The organism is Tsukamurella pseudospumae (genome assembly GCF_001575205.1).
Classification (GTDB): domain Bacteria; phylum Actinomycetota; class Actinomycetes; order Mycobacteriales; family Mycobacteriaceae; genus Tsukamurella; species Tsukamurella pseudospumae.
On record NZ_LSRE01000008.1, the window covers coordinates 113338 to 131813 of the forward strand.

Here is an 18476-nt window from a genome sequence, read left to right on the forward strand (position 1 = left end):
ACTACCGCCCCGTTCCCGCGTAGACGACGGCCTCTTCGTCCGTGCCCAGGCCGAAGGCGTCGTGCAGCACCTTGACGGCCTCGTCGAGCTCGGTGTCGCGGATGAGGACCGAGATGCGGATCTCCGACGTGGAGATCAGCTCGATGTTGATACCGGCCTGCGACAGCGCCTCGCAGAAGGTGGCGGTCACGCCGGGATGGCTCTTCATGCCCGCGCCGACCAGCGAGACCTTGCCGACGTGATCGTCGTAGACCACCGAGTCGAAGCCGATCTCGCGGCGCAGCGCCTCGAGCTTCTCCACACCCAGCGGGCCGAGCTCGCGCGGCAGCGTGAAGGTGATGTCGGTGCGGCCCGTGTCGACCTTGGACACGTTCTGCAGCACCATGTCGATGTTGATCTCGGCGTCGGCGATGGCGCGGAACACGCGCGCGGCGTAGCCGGGCTTGTCCTCGAGGCCGACGACGGTGATCTTCGCCTCGCTGCGGTCGTGGGCGACGCCGGTGAGAATTGCCTCTTCCACGGGGATGTCCTCCATAGATCCGTTGACGATGGTGCCGGGCTTGGTCGAGTACGAGGAGCGCACGTGGACCGGGACGTTGTAGCGGCGCGCGTACTCCACGCACCGGAGCATGAGCACCTTCGCGCCACACGCGGCCATCTCCAGCATCTCCTCGAAGGAGACCTTCTCGAGATGGCGGGCATTGGGCACGATGCGCGGGTCGGCGGTGTAGATGCCGTCGACATCGGTGTAGATCTCACAGACATCGGCGTTCAGTGCCGCGGCCAGGGCGACGGCCGTGGTGTCCGAGCCGCCGCGCCCGAGCGTGGTGACGTCCTTGGTGTCCTGCGAGACGCCCTGGAAGCCGGCGACGAGGACGATCTTGCCGTCGTCGATCGCGGCCTGGACGCGCCCCGGGGTGACGTCGATGATCTTCGCCGCGCCGTGCTTGCTGGTGGTGATCACGCCGGCCTGCGAGCCCGTGAAGGACTGCGCCTCGGCGCCCAGGGAATGAATGGCCATCGCGACGAGCGCGTTGGAGATGCGCTCACCCGAGGTGAGCAGCATGTCCATCTCGCGGGCGGGCGGCGCGGGGCACACCTGGTTGGCGAGATCGAGCAGCTCATCGGTGGTATCGCCCATCGCGGAGACGACGACCACGACGTCGTTCCCCGCGCGCTTCGTCTCGACGATCCGTTCGGCCACGCGCCGGATGCGCTCGGCGGAGGAGACGGAGCTGCCTCCGTACTTCTGGACGACGAGTGCCACGTGGAACCTCTCCGTTGCGGGCTTCGATGGTCGACTCGATCCTACCGACCTGGGTTCTTCGGATTCGAGGGCACCGTTCCAAGCGGTGCGCAACCCGCCGTTCAGCGACATCGGGGATGATCGACGGGAACGCGAAACCTCAGGAGATCCGATGAACCCCTACGGCGGCGGCCAGAACCCCGGTCAGTACCCCGGTGGCCCGTACCCCCAGGGCGCCCCGCAACCCGGCGGACCCACCGGCCAGCAGTACGGCGGGCAGCCCTCGCAGAGCGGATTCCCGGGCCGGCCGGGCCAGCCACAGAGTCCGAGCCAGGGCCCGCAGGCCACCACACCCTTCAGCCCGCAGCAGGGCGGGTACCCGCAGGGGGCGTACCGGCCGGGCGGCTACCCGCCCGGACCGCCGCAGCCCCCGTACGGCGGCCCCGGTGGTCCCGGTGGCCCAGGCAATGGCGGCGGAGGCGGCAACCGCAAGGGCCTGATCATCGCGCTGACCGCGATCGTCGCGATCCTGGCCGTCGCCGGGGTGATCGCGATCGTCGTCGCGACGAAGAGCGACGGCTCGTCCACGACCGCCTCCCCCGTCACCTTCTCGGCCGATGCCAGCACGACCGGCGCCGCGCCCACCACGGGCGCCGCCCCGACGACCGGCACCGCGCCCGCCACCGAATCGGACGGCTTCCTCACCACGGCGCCCAAGCCGACCAGCGGCGCACCGTCGGGCGGCGTGTCCGTGCAGCTCAAGCTGTCCGCGGGCGGCAACGGCGCGGGCGTCGTCATGGTCACCGGCGTCCAGGAGGGCACGGTCCCCAAGGCCTCGACCCTGCCGTGGGAGTGGCAGGGCACCGCGACGATCGGCGCTCGGATGTCCCTGATCGTCACCGGGACCGGCCCCGTGACCTGCACCATCACCGTCAACGGGCAGGAATTCGCCAAGTCCGGCGACAACTACGTCAACTGCACGATCACGCGGATCAGCTCACCGTGACCGCGGTCGGCGCGCGCGGCGACGACGCCGACCGGACCGTCGGTACGATGCAACGCGTGCCGACCGCCCCCGACCTCGCCGCGACCGGAGCCGACACCCGAGCGGGCACCGGCGCCGCGCCGGCACCGTCGTCCCTGCTCGACCGCACCCGGTCGATCTGGCTGCCGATCGTGTTCTACCTCGCGATCCGCGGTATCGGGCTGGCGGTGCTCGCGCGATTCGCGCAGCTCCGCAACCAGAACCTCGCCGATCTGCTGACCGCGTGGGACGGCAAGTGGATGATCGGGCTGGCCACCTACGGCTACAACGACATGCCGTGGCGGTTCGTCGACGCGCGGGGCGAGCACACCGCCGACACGGCCTACGCCTTCTTCCCCGGCTTCCCCATGCTGGTCCGGGCGGTGGCACAGCTGCCCGGCTTCGACGCCTACCGCGCGGCGCTCACCGTCAACACGATCCTCGGCTGCGTCGCGGCGGTGGCCGCCTATCGCCTGGGCCGGCTCTGCGTCGAGCACATGCCGCGCGTGCCCACCCACCTCGCCGAACGGGCGGGCCTGCTCACGACCGTCCTGTTCGCGGCCGCGCCGATGTCGATCGTGCTGACCATGGCTTACACCGAGGCGCTGTACTGCGCCCTCGCCGGCTGGGCCCTGGTCGGGGTCATGGAGCGCAGGTGGATCCTCGCGGGCGTCTGCACGGCGCTGGCGGGGCTGTGCCGCCCCACCTCCGTGGTCCTCATCGGGGTGGTCGCGCTGGCGGCCCTCATCGCGGTCCTCTCGTCCGACGGTGCCGAACGCGTCAAGGCCGTCGTCTGCGTGCTGCTCACGCCGATCGGGTGGCTGACCTACCTGCTCATCGTGGCGCACCACACCGGGAGCCTCACGGGGTGGTTCCGCATCCAGACCGAGGGCTGGGGCACGACCTTCGACCTGGGCGTGCAGACCTGGCAGTTCGTCAACTACAGCCTGATCAACGGTTCCGACATCGCCGACCTGTCGGTGGTCGGGCTGCTCGCCGCATCGATCGTGCTGATCGTGCTCGCGATCCGCGCGAAGATGCCGTGGCCGATCACGCTGTACGGCTCGCTCGTGGTGGTCTCACTGCTCGGCTCCGGCGGCCTGATGATGTCGCGGCCCCGGCTGCTGCTGCCCGCCTTCGTGCTGCTCATCCCGATCGCGATCGGCCTGGCGAGGCGTTCCCGGAACGTCCAGATCTGGACCTGCGTCGGCATCGTCACGGTCACCTGCTGGTACGGCGCCCACATGGTGAGCGTCTACCCGCACGCCATGTGACGGGATTCGGGCACGGCGCACCGTCGGACCCACGAACGTGGCGTCCGCTCCGTCCGGGAGCGAGGACGGTGCCGCGTACTCCGGGCACGGCGACGGCCGACAGGACGACTGCCCTGCCGGCCCCGCCGATCGGAACTCTCAGGCGCGCAGACTGAGCGGACGGATGTCCGTCCACGCGGACTCGATGTACTCGAGGCACTCCGCCCGCGAACGGCCGCCCTCGCCGAAGGCGATCGTCCAGCCCCGGGGCGCCGGCCGGAAGGTCGGCCACAGGGAGTGCTGGCCCTCGTCGTTCACGAGGACCTCGAACTCGCCCGACTCGTTGTCGAAGGGATTGTTCATTTCATTTCTCCTTTGTGGGAGGGATACGGCGATGGGTTGTCGATGAGCACGCTCGCGGCGCGAGCGCGCGGGTCAGTGGCGCATGTAGGCGCGCGCGGCGAAGGGCACGATGACGACGATCATCACGAGCGAGACGATCGCGGAGTAGGCGGTGGCGTGCTGCGCCGCCCAGTTGACCGGCTCGTTGAACACCGGCTTGGGACTCAACGGATTGCCGAAAGCCTCACGGAGCGAACGGGCCATCGAGGTCACCGGGTTCCACGACGCGATCGTGCGCAGCGGGCCCGGCAGGTCGCCCGACGCGATGAACGCCGACGAGATGAAGGCGATCGGGAACATCACGATCATGCAGAGCGCCTGCGCGGACTCGGGCGTCGAGACCGAGAGGCCGATGAGCGCGCCCAGCCAGGACATCGCGAAACCGAACAGCAGCAGCGTCGTCAGGGACAGGGCCGCGTCGACCCAGCTGCCGCGGAACCGCCAGCCGACCAGCAGGCCGACCACGAGCATCACCGCCACGCTGATCACGTTCACGACGAGGTCCGAGAGCGTGCGCCCGACCATGACGGCGAGCCGCGACATCGGCAGCGAACAGAACCTGTCGATGATGCCGTTCTTCATGTCCGATGCGACGCCGATCGCCGTCTGGCCGGAGCTGAAGGCCACCGTCTGGACCAGGATGCCGGCGAGCAGGAACTCGCGGTAGCGGTCGCCGCCCACCTCGCCCCCGAGCGCCGAACCGAACACGTAGCTGAAGAGCAGCACGAACATGATCGGCTGGACCGTCGCGCCCAGGAGCAGCTGCGGGATCCGGATCAGCGTGGTCAGGTTGCGGCGGGTCATCACCGCGCAGTCACTGAGGAATCCGTTCAGCGACGACTCCCGCTCCTGCGGGAAGGTGATCGCGGTCATCAGTTGCTCTCCTCGGTCTTGTTCGCGTCCTCGCCGGTGAGGGCGAAGAAGACGTCGTCCAGGGTGGCCTCGCGCAGCATCGCGGACTCGACGTGGACGCCGGCCTCGCGCAGGTCGTTGAGGACGGCGACCAGCTTGTACTGGCCGTCGGCCACGCGGATGGCACTGAGGCCGGAGGCCTCGCGGATCGCCGTGCCGTCGATGGCGTGGCGGGCCAGGATCGGCCACGCGGTGACCCGATCGCGCTCGCGGATCCCGATCTGGATCAGGTCGGCCGCGGCGGCCGACTTGAGCTCGGGCACCGTGCCGGACCGGATGATCCGGCCCTGGTCGATGATCGTGACCAGGTCGGCGAGCAACTCGGCCTCGTCCAGGTACTGCGTGGTGAGCAGCACCGAGATGCCCTCCTCCTTGCTGAGCCGGGCGATCACGTCCCACACGTCCTTGCGGCTGCGCGGGTCGAGACCGGTGGTCGGCTCGTCGAGAACGACGAGGCGCGGCCGCGCGATGATCGCGCCGGCCAGGTCGAGACGCCGGCGCATGCCGCCGGAGTAGGTGCCCGACGCGCGGTCGGCGGCACCGGTGAGCCGGAACTGCTTGAGCAGCTCCGTCGCCCGGGCCTTCGCAGCGCCCTTGTCGAAGCCGTACAGGCGGGCGAACATCTCGAGGTTTTCACGGCCCGTGAGGTTCTCGTCCACGGCCGAGTACTGGCCCGAGAGGCCGATGATCGAGCGCGCCCGGCGCGGGTCGGCCAGGGCGTCGACACCGTCGATGGTCACGGAGCCCTCGGAGGGCTTCATGAGCGTCGAGATGATCTTCACCGTGGTCGTCTTGCCGGCGCCGTTCGGGCCCAGCAGCGCGTGCACGCTGCCCGGCGCGATGTCGAGGTCGACCCCGTTGAGCGCGTACACCGCCTTCTTGCCGCGGCCGTACTTGCGGGTCAGGCCCCGGACGCTGACGAGCGGCTTGGTGTCGTCGAGCGTCTTGCTCGTGGACTTCACCACGCTGGTGTAGTTGCCCGTGAGGAAGACGTTCATCGTCCGGGCGATCTCGTCGATCGCCGGGGCGGAGCCGAGCTGATTGTGCGTGGCCTCGATGTCGTGCACCTGCACCAGGCCCGTCACGTACGGCCGCCACAGCTGCGGCACGAGGCCACCCGTCGGCTGCTCCGTCGCGCGGAAGACCAGCATGTTGCCGTCGTACTCGCGCGGACGGTGCGAGTAGCCCAGCGACGTGTTGTGCCGGTAATTGGTGAGCAGCCGCTCCATCTGGCCGCGCGAGAGCTCCCGCGCCGGTCCGCCGGCGGAGGCCAGCAGGTCCAGGGCGTCGTCGGTGCTCAGCTCGGCGTCCTCGTCGATGTCGAGGCCGACGAACTCGCGCAACAGCGCCGCGATCGACATCTCCTCGCGCGGTCCGCGGTAGTCGCCCAGCGGGTACGCGTCCATGAGCGCGAGGTTGACCTTCTCGCCCAGTTCCCGCAGCTCGACGGCCATCTCGTGCGCGATCAGGCCGCCGAGCGACCAGCCGAGGAGGTTGTACGGACCGTGCGGGCGGGCCGCGCGGATGGACCGCACGTAGGTGCGGGCCAGTTCCTTGATCGAGTCCGCGGGCGGCATCGGGTAGGAGATCCCGGGAGCCTGCATGCCGATGATCGGGATGCTCGGGTCGAGCTCGCTGGAGAGCCCCAGGTAGTTCCACGCCAGACCGACGGCGGGGTGGATGCAGTACAGCGGGTCCACACCTGGGGTGCCCGCGCGCAGCGGCAGGATCGGGTCGGTGATCGCGGTATCGGAATCCGCTGCCACACCGGTGATCACGGCAGTGGTCGAGACCCGGGCCGGAGCACCCGCGATCCGTGCCGCGATGGTCCCGACCTTCGCGTCCTCGAAGAACCAGCGGATGCTGGCGTCCTCGGAGCTGAACCGCTCACGCAGCCGGTCGACGGCGATCGCGGCCTGCAGCGACGTGCCGCCGACGGCGAAGAAGTCGTCCTCCATGCCCAGCGACGCGACGCCCAGCACGTCGGAGAGGATCTCCGCGACCGCACCCTCGAGGCTGGCCGACGAGACCGCGCGCCGTTTGGGCGCCGCGGGCTCGGCCAGTGCCGCCAGGGGCGAGACCGGAGCCTCGTCCGCCGACGGTGCCGGCGTGAGCGGCGCACCGACCGGAGGCAGGGCCTTGAGATCCGTCTTGCCGTGCGCCGTGACCGGGACTCTGTCGATCTCCTGGAACACGGCCGGAACCATGTGGCGCGGAAGCCGATCCGCGACGTACGCCCGGAGACCGTCCACGGTGACGGCACCGTCGGTCACGTAGTACGCGACCAGCCGCGCCGCGGCCTGCGCCTCGAGCGAACCCTCGGGTCGGTCGACGACGACGACGGCCTGCCGCACGTTCGGGTGTCCCTCGAGCGCCGTGACGATCTCGCCCGGCTCGACGCGGAAGCCGCGCACCTTGAGCTGATCATCGCTGCGCCCGACGAACTCGAGCACCGGATCGCCGGATTCCGATGCGCGCCAGCGCACCAGATCGCCCGTGCGGTACATGCGCTTGTAGCCCTGCGCGTCGTTGTACGGGTTCGCCACGAACCGCGATGCCGTAAGATCGGGGCGGTCCAGGTAGCCGTGCGCCACACCGGGTCCCGCGACGTACAGCTCGCCGACGGTGCCGGGCGCGACCAGGTTCAGCCGCTCGTCGCAGATCATCAGCTGCGCGTCCGTGACGGCACTGCCGATGCCCACGTTCTCGGGATCGACGGCGCCGATGGTCGCGGCGATCGTGACCTCGGTCGGGCCGTAGGCGTTGATCAGGATGCGCCCGTCGGACCAGCGGCGCGCCAGCTCGGTCTGCAGCACGTCGCCGCCGACGCTGAGCGCCTCCAGCAGCGGCAGGTCGCGATCGGGGATCGTAGCCAGCGCGGCGGGAGTGATGAAGGCGTGGGTGACCTCGTGCTCGGCGAGGAAGTCGCCGAGGGGCGAGCCGCCGTAGAGGGTGACCGGCGCGACCACGAGCTCGGCGCGCGACCAGGTCGCGAGGAGCAACTCGAGGATCGACGCGTCGAAGCTCGGCGACGCGAAGTGCAGCACCCGCGCGTTCGCCCCGACGGCGTGCTGGCGCACGAGCGTGTCCGCCATCGCGGCCAGACCGCGGTGCGGGACGACGACGCCCTTGGGCTTGCCGGTGGAACCGGACGTGTAGATCACGTACGCCGGGTCGTCCATGCCGATCTGCGCGATGTCCGCCGATGGGTGCTGCACCCGGGACGTGCTCAGGTCCACGGTCACCCAGTCCACGAGCTCGGGCAGGTCGCTCGCGGTGTCGCGCACCGTCAGGCCCATCGCGGGCTTGGCGTCCTCGAGGATGTACTGGACGCGCTCGGCGGGGTAATTCGGGTCGACGGGCACGTACACCGCGCCGAGCCGGGCCACGGCCCAGAACGCGACGACGGACGCGGCGGAGCGCGGGATCGACACCGCGATCCGGGTGCCCGCCCCCACGCCCAGGCCGGCCAGGCGGTTGGCGAGCGCGGAGATCGACGAGTCCAGCTCGGAGTAGGTGTACCGCACGTCGCCCGCCCGCAGCGCGGGCGCGCCGGGACGCTGGCGCACGGCGCGCGCCAGGATCTCGGCCATGGTGTGCGGCTCGATCGTGGTGGAGGCCCGCCGGAACAGTTCCTCCTCCTCCGGCAGCAGCACCGGAAGATCGGCGACCGGCGTGTCCGGCGACGCGACGCCGGCGGTCACCAGGCGCACGAGGCGGGCGACGATGCCCTCCGCGGTGCCCGGACGGTACAGGTCGGTCCGGTACCGCAGGTTGAACCGCAGGCCCTCCTCGACCTCGCGGACCTCGAAGGTCGCGTCGAAGGTCGTGGTGGCGGCGGCCAACGGCAGCGGCTCGAGGTCGAACAGACCGCCGCCGTCGGAGCTCAGCACGCTCAGCGGGTCGCCGAGGTTCTGATGGCTGAGCACCACCTGGAACACCGGGTGCCGGTCACGGCTGCGCGGCGGGGCCAGCGCCTCGATGACGCGCTCGAACGGCGCGGTCGCGTGCACCAGGTCGTCCAGGTCACCGCTGCGGATCCGATCGACGAGCGCGTTGAAGGTCTCCGTGCCGGTCACCGAGGTGCGCAGCGCGACGGTGTTGACGAACATGCCGACGACGTCCCGCAGGCGACGGTCCGTACGACCGATCACCGGCGTGCCGATGACCACGTCGTCGGCGTCGTTCACGCGATGCAGCAGGGCGGCCAGGGCCGCGTGTAACACCATGAACATCGAGACACCGCGCTTGCCGGCGAAGTCCGCCAGCGCCTCCCGCTCGGCGAGCGGCAGGACGACGGCGACCTCACCGGCGTCCGTGGAACCGATGGTCGGCCGCGGGCCGTCCGCGGGGAACGAGCTCTCCTCCGGGATGCCGCGCAGGCGATCCGCGAAGTAGTCGACCGCGCCGGCGTCCTTCTCCGCCTGCCCGCGCTGCCACACCGCGTAGTCCGCGTACTGCAGCGGCAGCTCGGCCCACTGCGGCTCGGTGCCCGTCGTACGGGCGAGGTAGGCGGCCATCAGGTCGCGGGTCAGCGGCACCACCGAGGCGCCGTCGGCCGCGATGTGGTGCACAGCGATCGCGAGGATGGATCCCTTGCCCGTGGGCGCCGTCATCACGCGCAGCGGGAGATCGCGGTTCAGCGCGAACGGGCGCGCCACGAACTCGGCGATCGCCGACTCCTGGCCGGCGACGTTCGACGTGGCGGTGCCGACCTCGGCCGCGAAGTCGCGAACCACCGGCGCGCCGGCGGGGAGGATCTCCTGGTAGGGGCCCTCCGCAGACGACGGGTACCGGGTGCGCAGGCTCTCGTGCCGCTCGAGCAGGTCGCGCAGAGCGGCGTCGAGCACGGCCTTGTCCACCGGGCGGCTCGCGAGGAAGGCAGCACCGATGTTGTAGGTCGGGCCCGGATCGATCTTGTTCTGCAGCCACATCCGCTCCTGCGCGGAGGACAGCGGCATACGGTCACCGCGCTGGACACGACGCAGCCCCTGGTCCTCGAGAGCGGACTCGTTGGAGATGCGGTCGGGATCGCCCGTCAGGGCGGTCGCGATCGCCGCCGGGGTGCGGAGATCGAAGACGGTGCGCGCCTCGATCCCGTTGCCCAACAGGCTCACCAGCTCGTTGGCCGACAGCGAGTTGCCGCCGAGGTCGAAGAAGTCGTCCTCCACGCCGATCGCATCGCTGCCGAGCACCTTCCGGAACGCCTCCACGACGCGGGCCTCACCAGGAGTGGTCGGCTTCGCGGCGGCGTTGCCGGTGCCGCCGAAGTAGGGCTCCGGAAGCGCGGCGTTGTCGAGCTTGCCGGTGTTGCCCATGGGCACCTTCGCGATGATCATCACCGCGGCCGGAACCATGAAGCCGGGCAGTCGCGTCCGGACGTGCGTGCGGACCTCGGACGGATCCACGTCGCCCTTGACGTACGCGACGAGCGCGGGGGCACCGTCGGGCCCCGGACGCACCTGGGTCGAGACGAAATCGACCCCGGGCATGGTGTCGATCGTGGAATCGATCTCGCCCAGCTCGATCCGGATGCCGCGGATCTTGACCTGGAAGTCGTTGCGGCCCACGAAGTCGACGATCAACTGGTCGGCATCGCTGCGGGTCCAGCGGACCACGTCACCGGTGCGGTACATGCGGTCGCCGGGCTCGCCGTACGGGTTCGCCACGAACCGCGACGCCGTGAGCTGCGGGCGGCGGTGGTAACCCCGGGCCAGCTGCGGCCCGGCCACGTACAGCTCGCCGGGCATGCCGACGGGGACGGGGCGCAGCTCGTCGTCGAGCACCAGGAGACCCTGGCCGCGGACGGGCGGCCCGATCGGCACGCGGCCGTCGCCGGACAGCGCGTCGGAGATCGCCGTCATGATGGTGGTCTCGGTGGGGCCGTAGCCGTTGTGCAGGCGCCGGCCGACGCTCCACTTCTTGGCCAGGCCGGGGCCGAGCGCCTCGCCGCCGGCGAGCACGTGAGTCCACGAGGGAACCGCGTCGGGGTTCACCGTCGCCAGGGTGGACGGCGTCAGGAAGCCGTGGGTCACACCGTGATCGGCGATGATCCGCTCGAGCTCGCGACCGCCGGTCGTGCCGGCGGGCACGACGACGAGGGGCGCGCCCACGCGGATCGCGAGCAGGTGCTCGAGCACCGTCGCATCGAAAGCGGTGGAGGCGAAGGCCATCACGCGCGTGTCGGCGCCGCTCTGCAGCCGCACGTGCAGTTCCTCGGCGAAGTTGCCCAACCCACGGTGCGTGACGACGGTGCCCTTCGGCTGTCCGGTCGAGCCCGAGGTGTAGATGACGTACGCGGCGTCGTCGAGGTTCGGCACGATCTGAGGGTCGTAGCCCTCGCCGCCGAGCTCGTCCATCGCCACCCAGTTGACGCCCTGCACACCGGTTCCCGTCGCGGTCACGCCCACCCGGGCGCGCACGTCGTTCGCGATGTAGTCGCGCCGGTCCTGGGGGTACTTCGGGTCGACCGGGGCCACGGCGGCGCCGGCCAGGGTGATGCCCCAGAAGGCGGTGATGGACTCCGCCGAGCGGGGCAGGTCCGTGAGGACCGCCTCGCCGGGGCGCGAGCCCGCGGCCAGGACGGCCGCGGCCACCTTGCGGGCGTCCGCGTAGAGCTCGCGGTAGGTGAGCACACGGGCACCGTCGATCACGGCGGGCCGGTTCGAGTAGGTGCGAGCGGCCTCGCGCATGAGCTGGCCCAGCGGCGTGTGGAAATCGGCCTCCACGCCACGCACGGGCGTCAGCTCCGCGAGCCGGTGCGCCGACATGATCGGCAGCTCGCCGATCGTGGTCTGCGGGTCGTGACCCACCGCGGTGAGGACCGCGACGAGCGCGTCGAGGATCGACTCGGCCTGCTCGGTGCGGTAGAGCTCGGACGCGTAGCGCAGCTCGATCGTGCCGTCGGCGCCCAGCGTGACCTCGAGGTCGAAGCGGGCGATCGGAACGTCCACCGGGACCACCTCGACGTCGACGCCCGCCATCGGGAAGTGCGTCGTGTCGAAGGGGCGCTGGTTCAGCATCACCTGGAAGACCGGGTGGCGGCCGGCGGCGCGCGGCGGGTCCACCAGTTCGAGCACCGACTCGAAGGGCAGGTCGGAGTGGTCGAGCGCGTCCAGATCGCCCTGACTCACCGCGGCGAGGTGCTGCGCGAAGGTCTGATCGTCGGTGGTGCGGGTGCGCAGCGGGATCGAGTTGACGAACATGCCGACGAGACCGTCGAGCTCCGCTTCGCCGCGTCCCGCGACGGCGGTGCCGATCACCAGATCACCCTGGCCCGACAGGCGCGCGATCGCGGCGGCGAGCGCGGCGTGCACCACGATGAACGGCGTGGTGGTGTGCGCTCGGGCCAGGCCCGCGACGCCCGCCCAGACCTCGGGGGCCACGCGCGTGTCGATCGAGCTGGCGGCCGAGACCACGCCGCCCGAGCGGGGCACGGCGGCGGGCGGCACCGACTCGGCCGGCGGGTCGGCCAGGACATCGGCCCAGAACCGGTCCAGAGCCTGGCGCGGGGCACCGGTGAGGCGGTGCTTGTAGGAGCGTGCGTGCTCGGTGTAGGTGCGCGGCAGCGGCGGGAACTTCGGCGCCTTGCCCTGGGTACGCGACGCGTACGCGGTCGCGAGGTCGCCGGCCAGCGGCATCATGGACCAGCCGTCGGCGGCGATGTGGTGGATCACCAGCACGAGCACCTGGTGCCGGTCGTCGATGCGGTAGAGACGCGCGCGGATCGGCACGTCGGCCGCCAGATCGAAGGGCTCGCCGGCGTAATCGGTGGCGGCGGCGGTCAACTCGTCGAGCTCCACCGACCGCTCGGTGAACGGCACCAGGTTCGGCCCCGCGGGCAGCACCTGCACCTCGGGCTCACCGGCCGTGGGGCCGTTGCGGTAGACGGTGCGCAGCGGGGTGTGCCGCGCGACCACATCGCCCAGGGCGACGCGCATTGCGGAGACGTCCACGTCTCCACGCAGGTGCAGAGCGACCGGGATGTGGTACGAGCCATCGGGACTCAGGCGGTTGCGGACCCACATCTGATGCTGGGCGGGGAGCAGCTCGGCCGCCTCCTCCGGGTCCGACGGTGCCGCGTACTCCGGCTCCGGCTCGGCTCCGGCCACATCGACGGCCGAGGATGCCGCCAGCGCGGCGGCGGGCACCGGCGCGCCGCCGATGGCGGCCGCGAGCCCCTCCACCGTCGGGTTGGCGAACACCGTCGCCACGCTCACGCGGCTACCGGTCGCCGAGCCCAGGCGGGCCGCGATACGTGTGGCGGACAACGAGTTCCCACCCAGATCGAACAGCGTGGTCGCGACGTTGAGGTCGTCCTTGACGACGCCGGGGATCACCTCGGCGAAGGCCTCCGCGACCAGCATCTCCGCGTCGGTCCTCGGGCCGCGTCCGGCGACCACCGCGACCGCGCTGCGCTCCGGCTGCGGCAGCTGCTTGTGATCGACCTTGCCGTTCACCGTGAGCGGGAACTCGGCGAGCGGAACGATGTGCGCGGGAACCATGTACGCGGGCAGCTCAGCGGCGATGCCCGCGGAGATCGCGTCGGGCTCCGCGGTGCCGGTCACGTAGGTCACGAGCTCGGCGGTGGCGGTGTCGTCACCCTTGACCACGGTGATCGCCCGCTCGGTGCCGGCCACGCGCATGACGGCGGCGTCGATCTCGCCCAGCTCGATGCGGAAGCCGCGGAGCTTGACCTGCGAGTCGATGCGGCCGAGGAACTCCAGCGCACCGTCGGCGTCCCACCGGACGAGATCGCCCGAGCGGTACATCCGCGCACCGTCGGCCTCGAAGGGGTTGGCCACGAAGCGTTCCGCAGTGAGCGCCGGGTTGCCGTGGTAGCCCCGGGCGATGCCCGGACCGGAGATGTAGAGCTCGCCGGGCACACCGGCGGGCGCGGGACGCAGGTACGGGTCGAGTACGTACAGCCGCGTCCCGGGGATCGGTCCACCGAGCCGGACCGGAGCGTCGGCGTGGAGGCCGCCGAGCGTGACGGCGATGGTGGTCTCGGTGGGGCCGTAGACGTTGACGAGGGTACGGCCCTCGGTGGCCCACTTCTCCACGAGCGCCTGCGGGACGGTGTCGCCGCCGACGCCGAGCGAGGTGAGCTCGGGCAGCTTCTCCGGATCCATCGTGGCGACGGCGGCGGGCGTGATGAAGCCTCCGTTGACGCCGCCCTGCGCGAGGACCTCCTCGAGCTCCTCGCCGCCGTAGACCTCCGGCGGCACCACGACCAGGGTGGACGCGCTGTCGACCGCCATGAGCAGCTCGAGCACGGAGGCGTCGAAGCCCGGCGACACGAAGTGCATGACGTGCGAGCCGTCGGCGAGACCGTGCGAGCGCACGAGCTCCGCGGCGAGGCTCGACAGGCCGCTGTGGGTGACGCTGACGCCCTTGGGCCGGCCGGTGGAGCCGGACGTGAAGATCAGGTAGGCGGGGTTGGCGAGATCGATCGCCGGCCAGTCCGCGTCGCTGCTCCCCGCGTTCGCACCGGGCCCCCACACGCGGGCGAGGTCCGCCGGCGTCAGGGTGGCGACCGGGGCCGCCGCCGTGGCGATGTGCTCGGCGCGCTCGGCGGGCAGTTTCGGGTCGATCGGGACGAACGCGGCACCGGTCTTGGTGACGGCCCAGACGGCGATGACGGACTCCAGCGAGCGCGGAATACGCAGCGCGACACTGGCCTCCGGGGCCGCGCCGACCGTCATCAGGTAGCGGGCGAGGCGGTCGCTGTAGCGATCGAGCTCGGCGTAGGTGATGCTGCGGTCACCGTCGACTACCGCGACCCGGTCCGGATGCGCTGCGGCGGCGCGGCGCAGCAGGTCGGGCATCGGGACGGACGGCCCGGCGGCCTGCCGCGCACCGTCGGCCGCGCCGGCGAACCGGGTCCACTCGACGGCCTCGGACTCGGTCGCGACGGTGAGCGCGGAGAGCGGGGTGGCGCCCGTGGCGGCCGCGAACCGGTCGAGGTACTCCATGAACCGGGCGTAGTGCGCGTCGAGGTCCGCGACGGAGTACGACGCGGGGTTGGCCTCCATGTCGATCCGCAGCGCGCCCTGCTCGGACTCGTAGACGGTGACGGCGACGTCCTCAGCAGGACCCGAGGTGAGCAGGTTCAGGGTGCCGGCGGCCTCGCCCAGCGTCATCGCCGAGGAGAACATCATGATGTTGATGGTGTCGCCGAAGGTGGACCCGACGACGCCCTCGCGGAGCGTGGGCGCCTCCATCCGCGCCGCGGGGTAGAGCTGGTGCCGCAGCCCGTTGCGCAGGTCGAGCCCGGTGCCGTCGATGACGTCGGAGACGGTGGCGCCGGAACCGGCCCGCACGGGGACCGGTAGCACGTTGGCGGTCATGCCGGTGGAGCCTCGCAGGGCCGCGGTGGTGCGCGCGGCGACGGGGACCGACAGCGAGATCTCCTCCCGCCCCGACACCGCGGCGACGTACGCGCCGAAGGCCGCGATGACGAGCCCCGTGCGGTTGGTGCCCAGCCGCTCCGCCGCCGCCTCCAGGCGCGCTCCCGCTTCGGAACTGGGAACACCGTTGCGACGCAGGTTCAGGGGCGACGGTGCCGCGGCCATGCGGCTCAGGCCCGCGGCCTCGGGGAGCGTCGCGACGATCTCCGCCCAGTAGTCGGCGTCACCGTCGGAGCGCGCGGACGCGAAGTACTTGTCCTCGGCCGTCACGAACCCCTCGGGGCCCAGGGGCGCGGGCTTGAGCGCAGGAGTCTCCCCGCCGGTGACGCGGGCGGTGTACAGCTCCGCGACGCGGCGCTGGAGCGTCGAGGCACCGTATCCGTCGATGACGACGTGGTGCGCGCGGGCGTACCAGAGCCAATGCTCGTCGGCGACGCGGATGAGCCTGTTGATGATGAGGTCGTCGACGGCGAGGTCGAGCGGACGGGAGTACTCGGCGCGCATCCAGGCGACCGCGGCATCGATGCGCTGATCCTCGGGAAGGTCCGCGAGCCCCAGGTCGATGACCTGTGCAGCACCGTCGATGGAGCGATCGAGCCGCTGTACCGGCGCGCCCGACTCGTCGACGTCGATGCGGACGTACGGCGACTGGAACTCGTCGCCGGCCTCGCGGGTCACGGCCTGCATGGTCTCGACGTCGAACGGTCCGCGGATGTCCACGTACTGCGCAACGGTGTAGGCGACGTCCGGGGACATCTGCTGGCTGAGCCACATTCCGTACTGGGCTCCGGTCAAGGAGTGCACCACGTGCTCCACCAAGCTCTCCTTCGCATCGCGATCGCAACGCAGAACGGTTGCAATCGCAGAATTGTAGGGAGGTCAACGTTGAAATTGCAACATCTTCAACACGGATTCCCGCGGGTGAAGGCCACAGCAAGTCAGCAGGTGAAGGATGTGATGGTTCGCCAAAGTTCACCAACCGCCATCTGTCCTGCGGATTCACAGACAAACGTGATCATCAACGGCAGCTCGCGATGCATGATCACGAATTCTGCAACCTGCACCGAAGCACGGGATCGTCGGAACGTGTTCTAGATCACACCCGGTCATCGGCGCACACACCGCCCTGCCGCGCGGTCGCACCGTGCGCTACATTCGACCTGTGCAGTGGCGCGCCCTTCTCCTCGGTTGCCGCGGCGGGGTCTGATCCAGACCGGCTCCCCGTCGCGGGTTGAGCCGTGGGAACAACGGCACCGCCGGTCGAGCCCTCCAGGTCGCATCGCGACCGATTACGTCCCTGCCAGCCGCAGGGGCGCCCCGAGAAAGTAGCCTCGACACCATGAGCCCTGCAGCCGATTCCTACACGTCCGGCGTATCGAAGATCACCGCCCCCGCCGGCCCCAGCAACCCTGGCCAGCCCGCGTGGAACCCGCAGCGCGGAAGCGCCATGCCCGCCCACCGCTACCGCCCCTACGCGGACGAGGTCGAGCAGATCGCGCTCCCCGACCGCACCTGGCCGGACAAGGTCGCCACCACCGCTCCGCTGTGGTGCGCCGTCGACCTGCGCGACGGCAACCAGGCGCTCATCGACCCCATGAGCCCCGCGCGCAAGCGCCGCATGTTCGACCTGCTGGTCCGCATGGGCTACAAGGAGATCGAGGTCGGCTTCCCGTCCGCGAGCCAGACGGACTTCGACTTCGTCCGGGAGATCATCGAGGACGGGGCCATCCCCGACGACGTGACCATCCAGGTGCTGGTGCAGTGCCGCGAGGAACTGATCGTCCGGACCTTCGAGGCCTGCCAGGGCGCGAAGAACGTGATCGTGCACTTCTACAACTCGACGTCCGTGCTCCAACGCCGAGTGGTCTTCCGCGCCGACAAGGCCGCCATCAAGAAGATCGCCGTCGACGCCGCCCACCTGGTGCGCCGCGAGGAGAAGAAGTACCCGGACACCGCCTGGCGCTACGAGTACTCCCCCGAGTCGTACACCGGCACCGAGCTGTCCTTCGCGAAGGAGGTGTGCGACGCGGTCGTCGAGGTCATCGACCCGACGCCCGCGAAGCCGATCATCCTGAACCTGCCGGCCACCGTCGAGATGGCCACCCCGAACGTCTACGCCGACTCGATCGAGTGGATGAGCCGCAACCTGAACCGCCGCGACAGCATCATCCTGTCGCTGCACCCGCACAACGACCGCGGCGAGGGCGTCGCGGCGGCGGAGCTGGGCTACCTGGCCGGCGCGGACCGGATCGAGGGGTGCCTCTTCGGCAACGGCGAGCGCACCGGCAATGTCTGCCTGGTCACGCTCGGCCTGAACATGTTCAGCCGCGGCATCGACCCGCAGATCAACTTCTCCGACATCGACGAGATCCGGCGCACCGTCGAGTACTGCAACCAGCTGCCCGTGCCCGAGCGGCACCCGTACGGCGGCGACCTGGTGTACACCGCCTTCTCGGGCAGCCATCAGGACGCCATCAACAAGGGCCTGGACCAGATGAAGGTCGACGCCGACGGGGCCGACAAGGACGTCGACGACATCCTGTGGCAGGTCCCCTACCTGCCGATCGACCCCAAGGACGTGGGCCGCAGCTACGAGGCGGTCATCCGCGTCAACAGCCAGTCCGGCAAGGGCGGCGTCGCGTACATCATGAAGACCGACCACGGGCTGCAGCTGCCGCGGCGCCTGCAGGTCGAGTTCAGCCAGTCGGTGCAGAAGATCACCGACGGCGAGGGTGGCGAGGTCACGCCGAAGGAGATGTGGGACGTCTTCGCCGGCGAGTACATCGACCCGATCGTGCCGCTGGAGCGCATGCGCCAGAAGGTGACGGCCTCCGAGGTCGACGGTGGCGTCGACCGCATCGACGCCGTGGTCAAGGTCGACGGTAAGGAGCAGGAGGTCTCGGGCGAGGGCAACGGCCCGCTCGCGGCGTTCGTGGACGCGATCAGCACCGTCGGCTTCGACGTCCGGGTCCTGGACTACAGCGAACACGCCCTCTCCGCCGGCGACGACGCCCAGGCCGCGGCATACGTCGAAGCGATCGTCCGCGTGGACGACGAGGACCGCACCGTGTGGGGTGTGGGCATCGCCCCGTCGATCACGACCGCCTCTCTGCGCGCGGTGGTCTCCGCGGTGAACCGCGCGAACGGCAGCGTCCGAGCGACCGAGGCCGCCGTCGGCGAGGCCTCGACGCGCACCTGGGCCCCGTAGGTTCCTCCAGCTGCAGCAGAAA

Annotated in this window: 7 protein-coding genes; 3 read left to right on the forward strand and 4 right to left on the reverse strand. The window is 70.7% G+C overall.

Features of this window, described 5'->3' with window-relative positions:
* Window position 1 precedes the first annotated feature (1 nt).
* Window positions 2-1267, reverse strand: a complete 1266-nt coding sequence (locus AXK61_RS05810; RefSeq protein WP_068571392.1) for an aspartate kinase — start codon at window positions 1265-1267, stop codon at window positions 2-4.
* A gap of 151 nt (window positions 1268-1418) precedes the next feature.
* On the opposite strand from AXK61_RS05810, the gene AXK61_RS05815 reads away from it, so the two are divergent.
* Complete coding sequence (locus AXK61_RS05815) at window positions 1419-2252, forward strand: hypothetical protein (protein WP_068571393.1); 834 nt, start codon at window positions 1419-1421, stop codon at window positions 2250-2252.
* Window positions 2249-3544 carry a mannosyltransferase family protein gene (locus AXK61_RS05820; protein ID WP_068571394.1) on the forward strand — a complete coding sequence of 432 codons (1296 nt, stop codon included), beginning with the start codon at window positions 2249-2251 and terminating at the stop codon, window positions 3542-3544. Before AXK61_RS05815 ends, AXK61_RS05820 begins: the two co-directional genes overlap by 4 nt.
* A 138-nt stretch (window positions 3545-3682) precedes the next feature.
* Here the strand turns inward: AXK61_RS05820 and AXK61_RS05825 are convergent, their stop codons facing one another.
* From AXK61_RS05825 to AXK61_RS05835, 3 genes are all read right to left on the reverse strand, one after another.
* On the reverse strand, window positions 3683-3886 hold the full coding sequence (locus AXK61_RS05825; RefSeq protein WP_068571395.1) for an MbtH family protein: 204 nt from the start codon (window positions 3884-3886) through the stop codon (window positions 3683-3685).
* 72 nt (window positions 3887-3958) lie between these two features.
* Complete coding sequence (locus AXK61_RS05830; RefSeq protein WP_068571396.1) at window positions 3959-4798, reverse strand: ABC transporter permease; 840 nt, start codon at window positions 4796-4798, stop codon at window positions 3959-3961.
* Window positions 4798-16062 (reverse strand): non-ribosomal peptide synthetase, encoded by an 11265-nt coding sequence (locus AXK61_RS05835; protein WP_068571397.1) that lies wholly within the window; start codon window positions 16060-16062, stop codon window positions 4798-4800. Before AXK61_RS05835 ends, AXK61_RS05830 begins: the two co-directional genes overlap by 1 nt.
* A gap of 523 nt (window positions 16063-16585) precedes the next feature.
* On the opposite strand from AXK61_RS05835, the gene leuA reads away from it, so the two are divergent.
* Window positions 16586-18454, forward strand: coding sequence for a 2-isopropylmalate synthase (gene leuA / locus AXK61_RS05840; protein WP_068571398.1), 1869 nt, complete (start codon window positions 16586-16588; stop codon window positions 18452-18454).
* Window positions 18455-18476 lie beyond the last annotated feature (22 nt).

Coding starts and splice junctions, on each gene's coding strand:
- leuA (WP_068571398.1), top strand. CDS start 16,586: ATGAGCCCTGCAGCCGATTCCTACACGTCCGGCGTATCGAAGATCACC.
- AXK61_RS05825 (WP_068571395.1), bottom strand. CDS start 3,886: ATGAACAATCCCTTCGACAACGAGTCGGGCGAGTTCGAGGTCCTCGTG.
- AXK61_RS05830 (WP_068571396.1), bottom strand. CDS start 4,798: ATGACCGCGATCACCTTCCCGCAGGAGCGGGAGTCGTCGCTGAACGGA.
- AXK61_RS05815 (WP_068571393.1), top strand. CDS start 1,419: ATGAACCCCTACGGCGGCGGCCAGAACCCCGGTCAGTACCCCGGTGGC.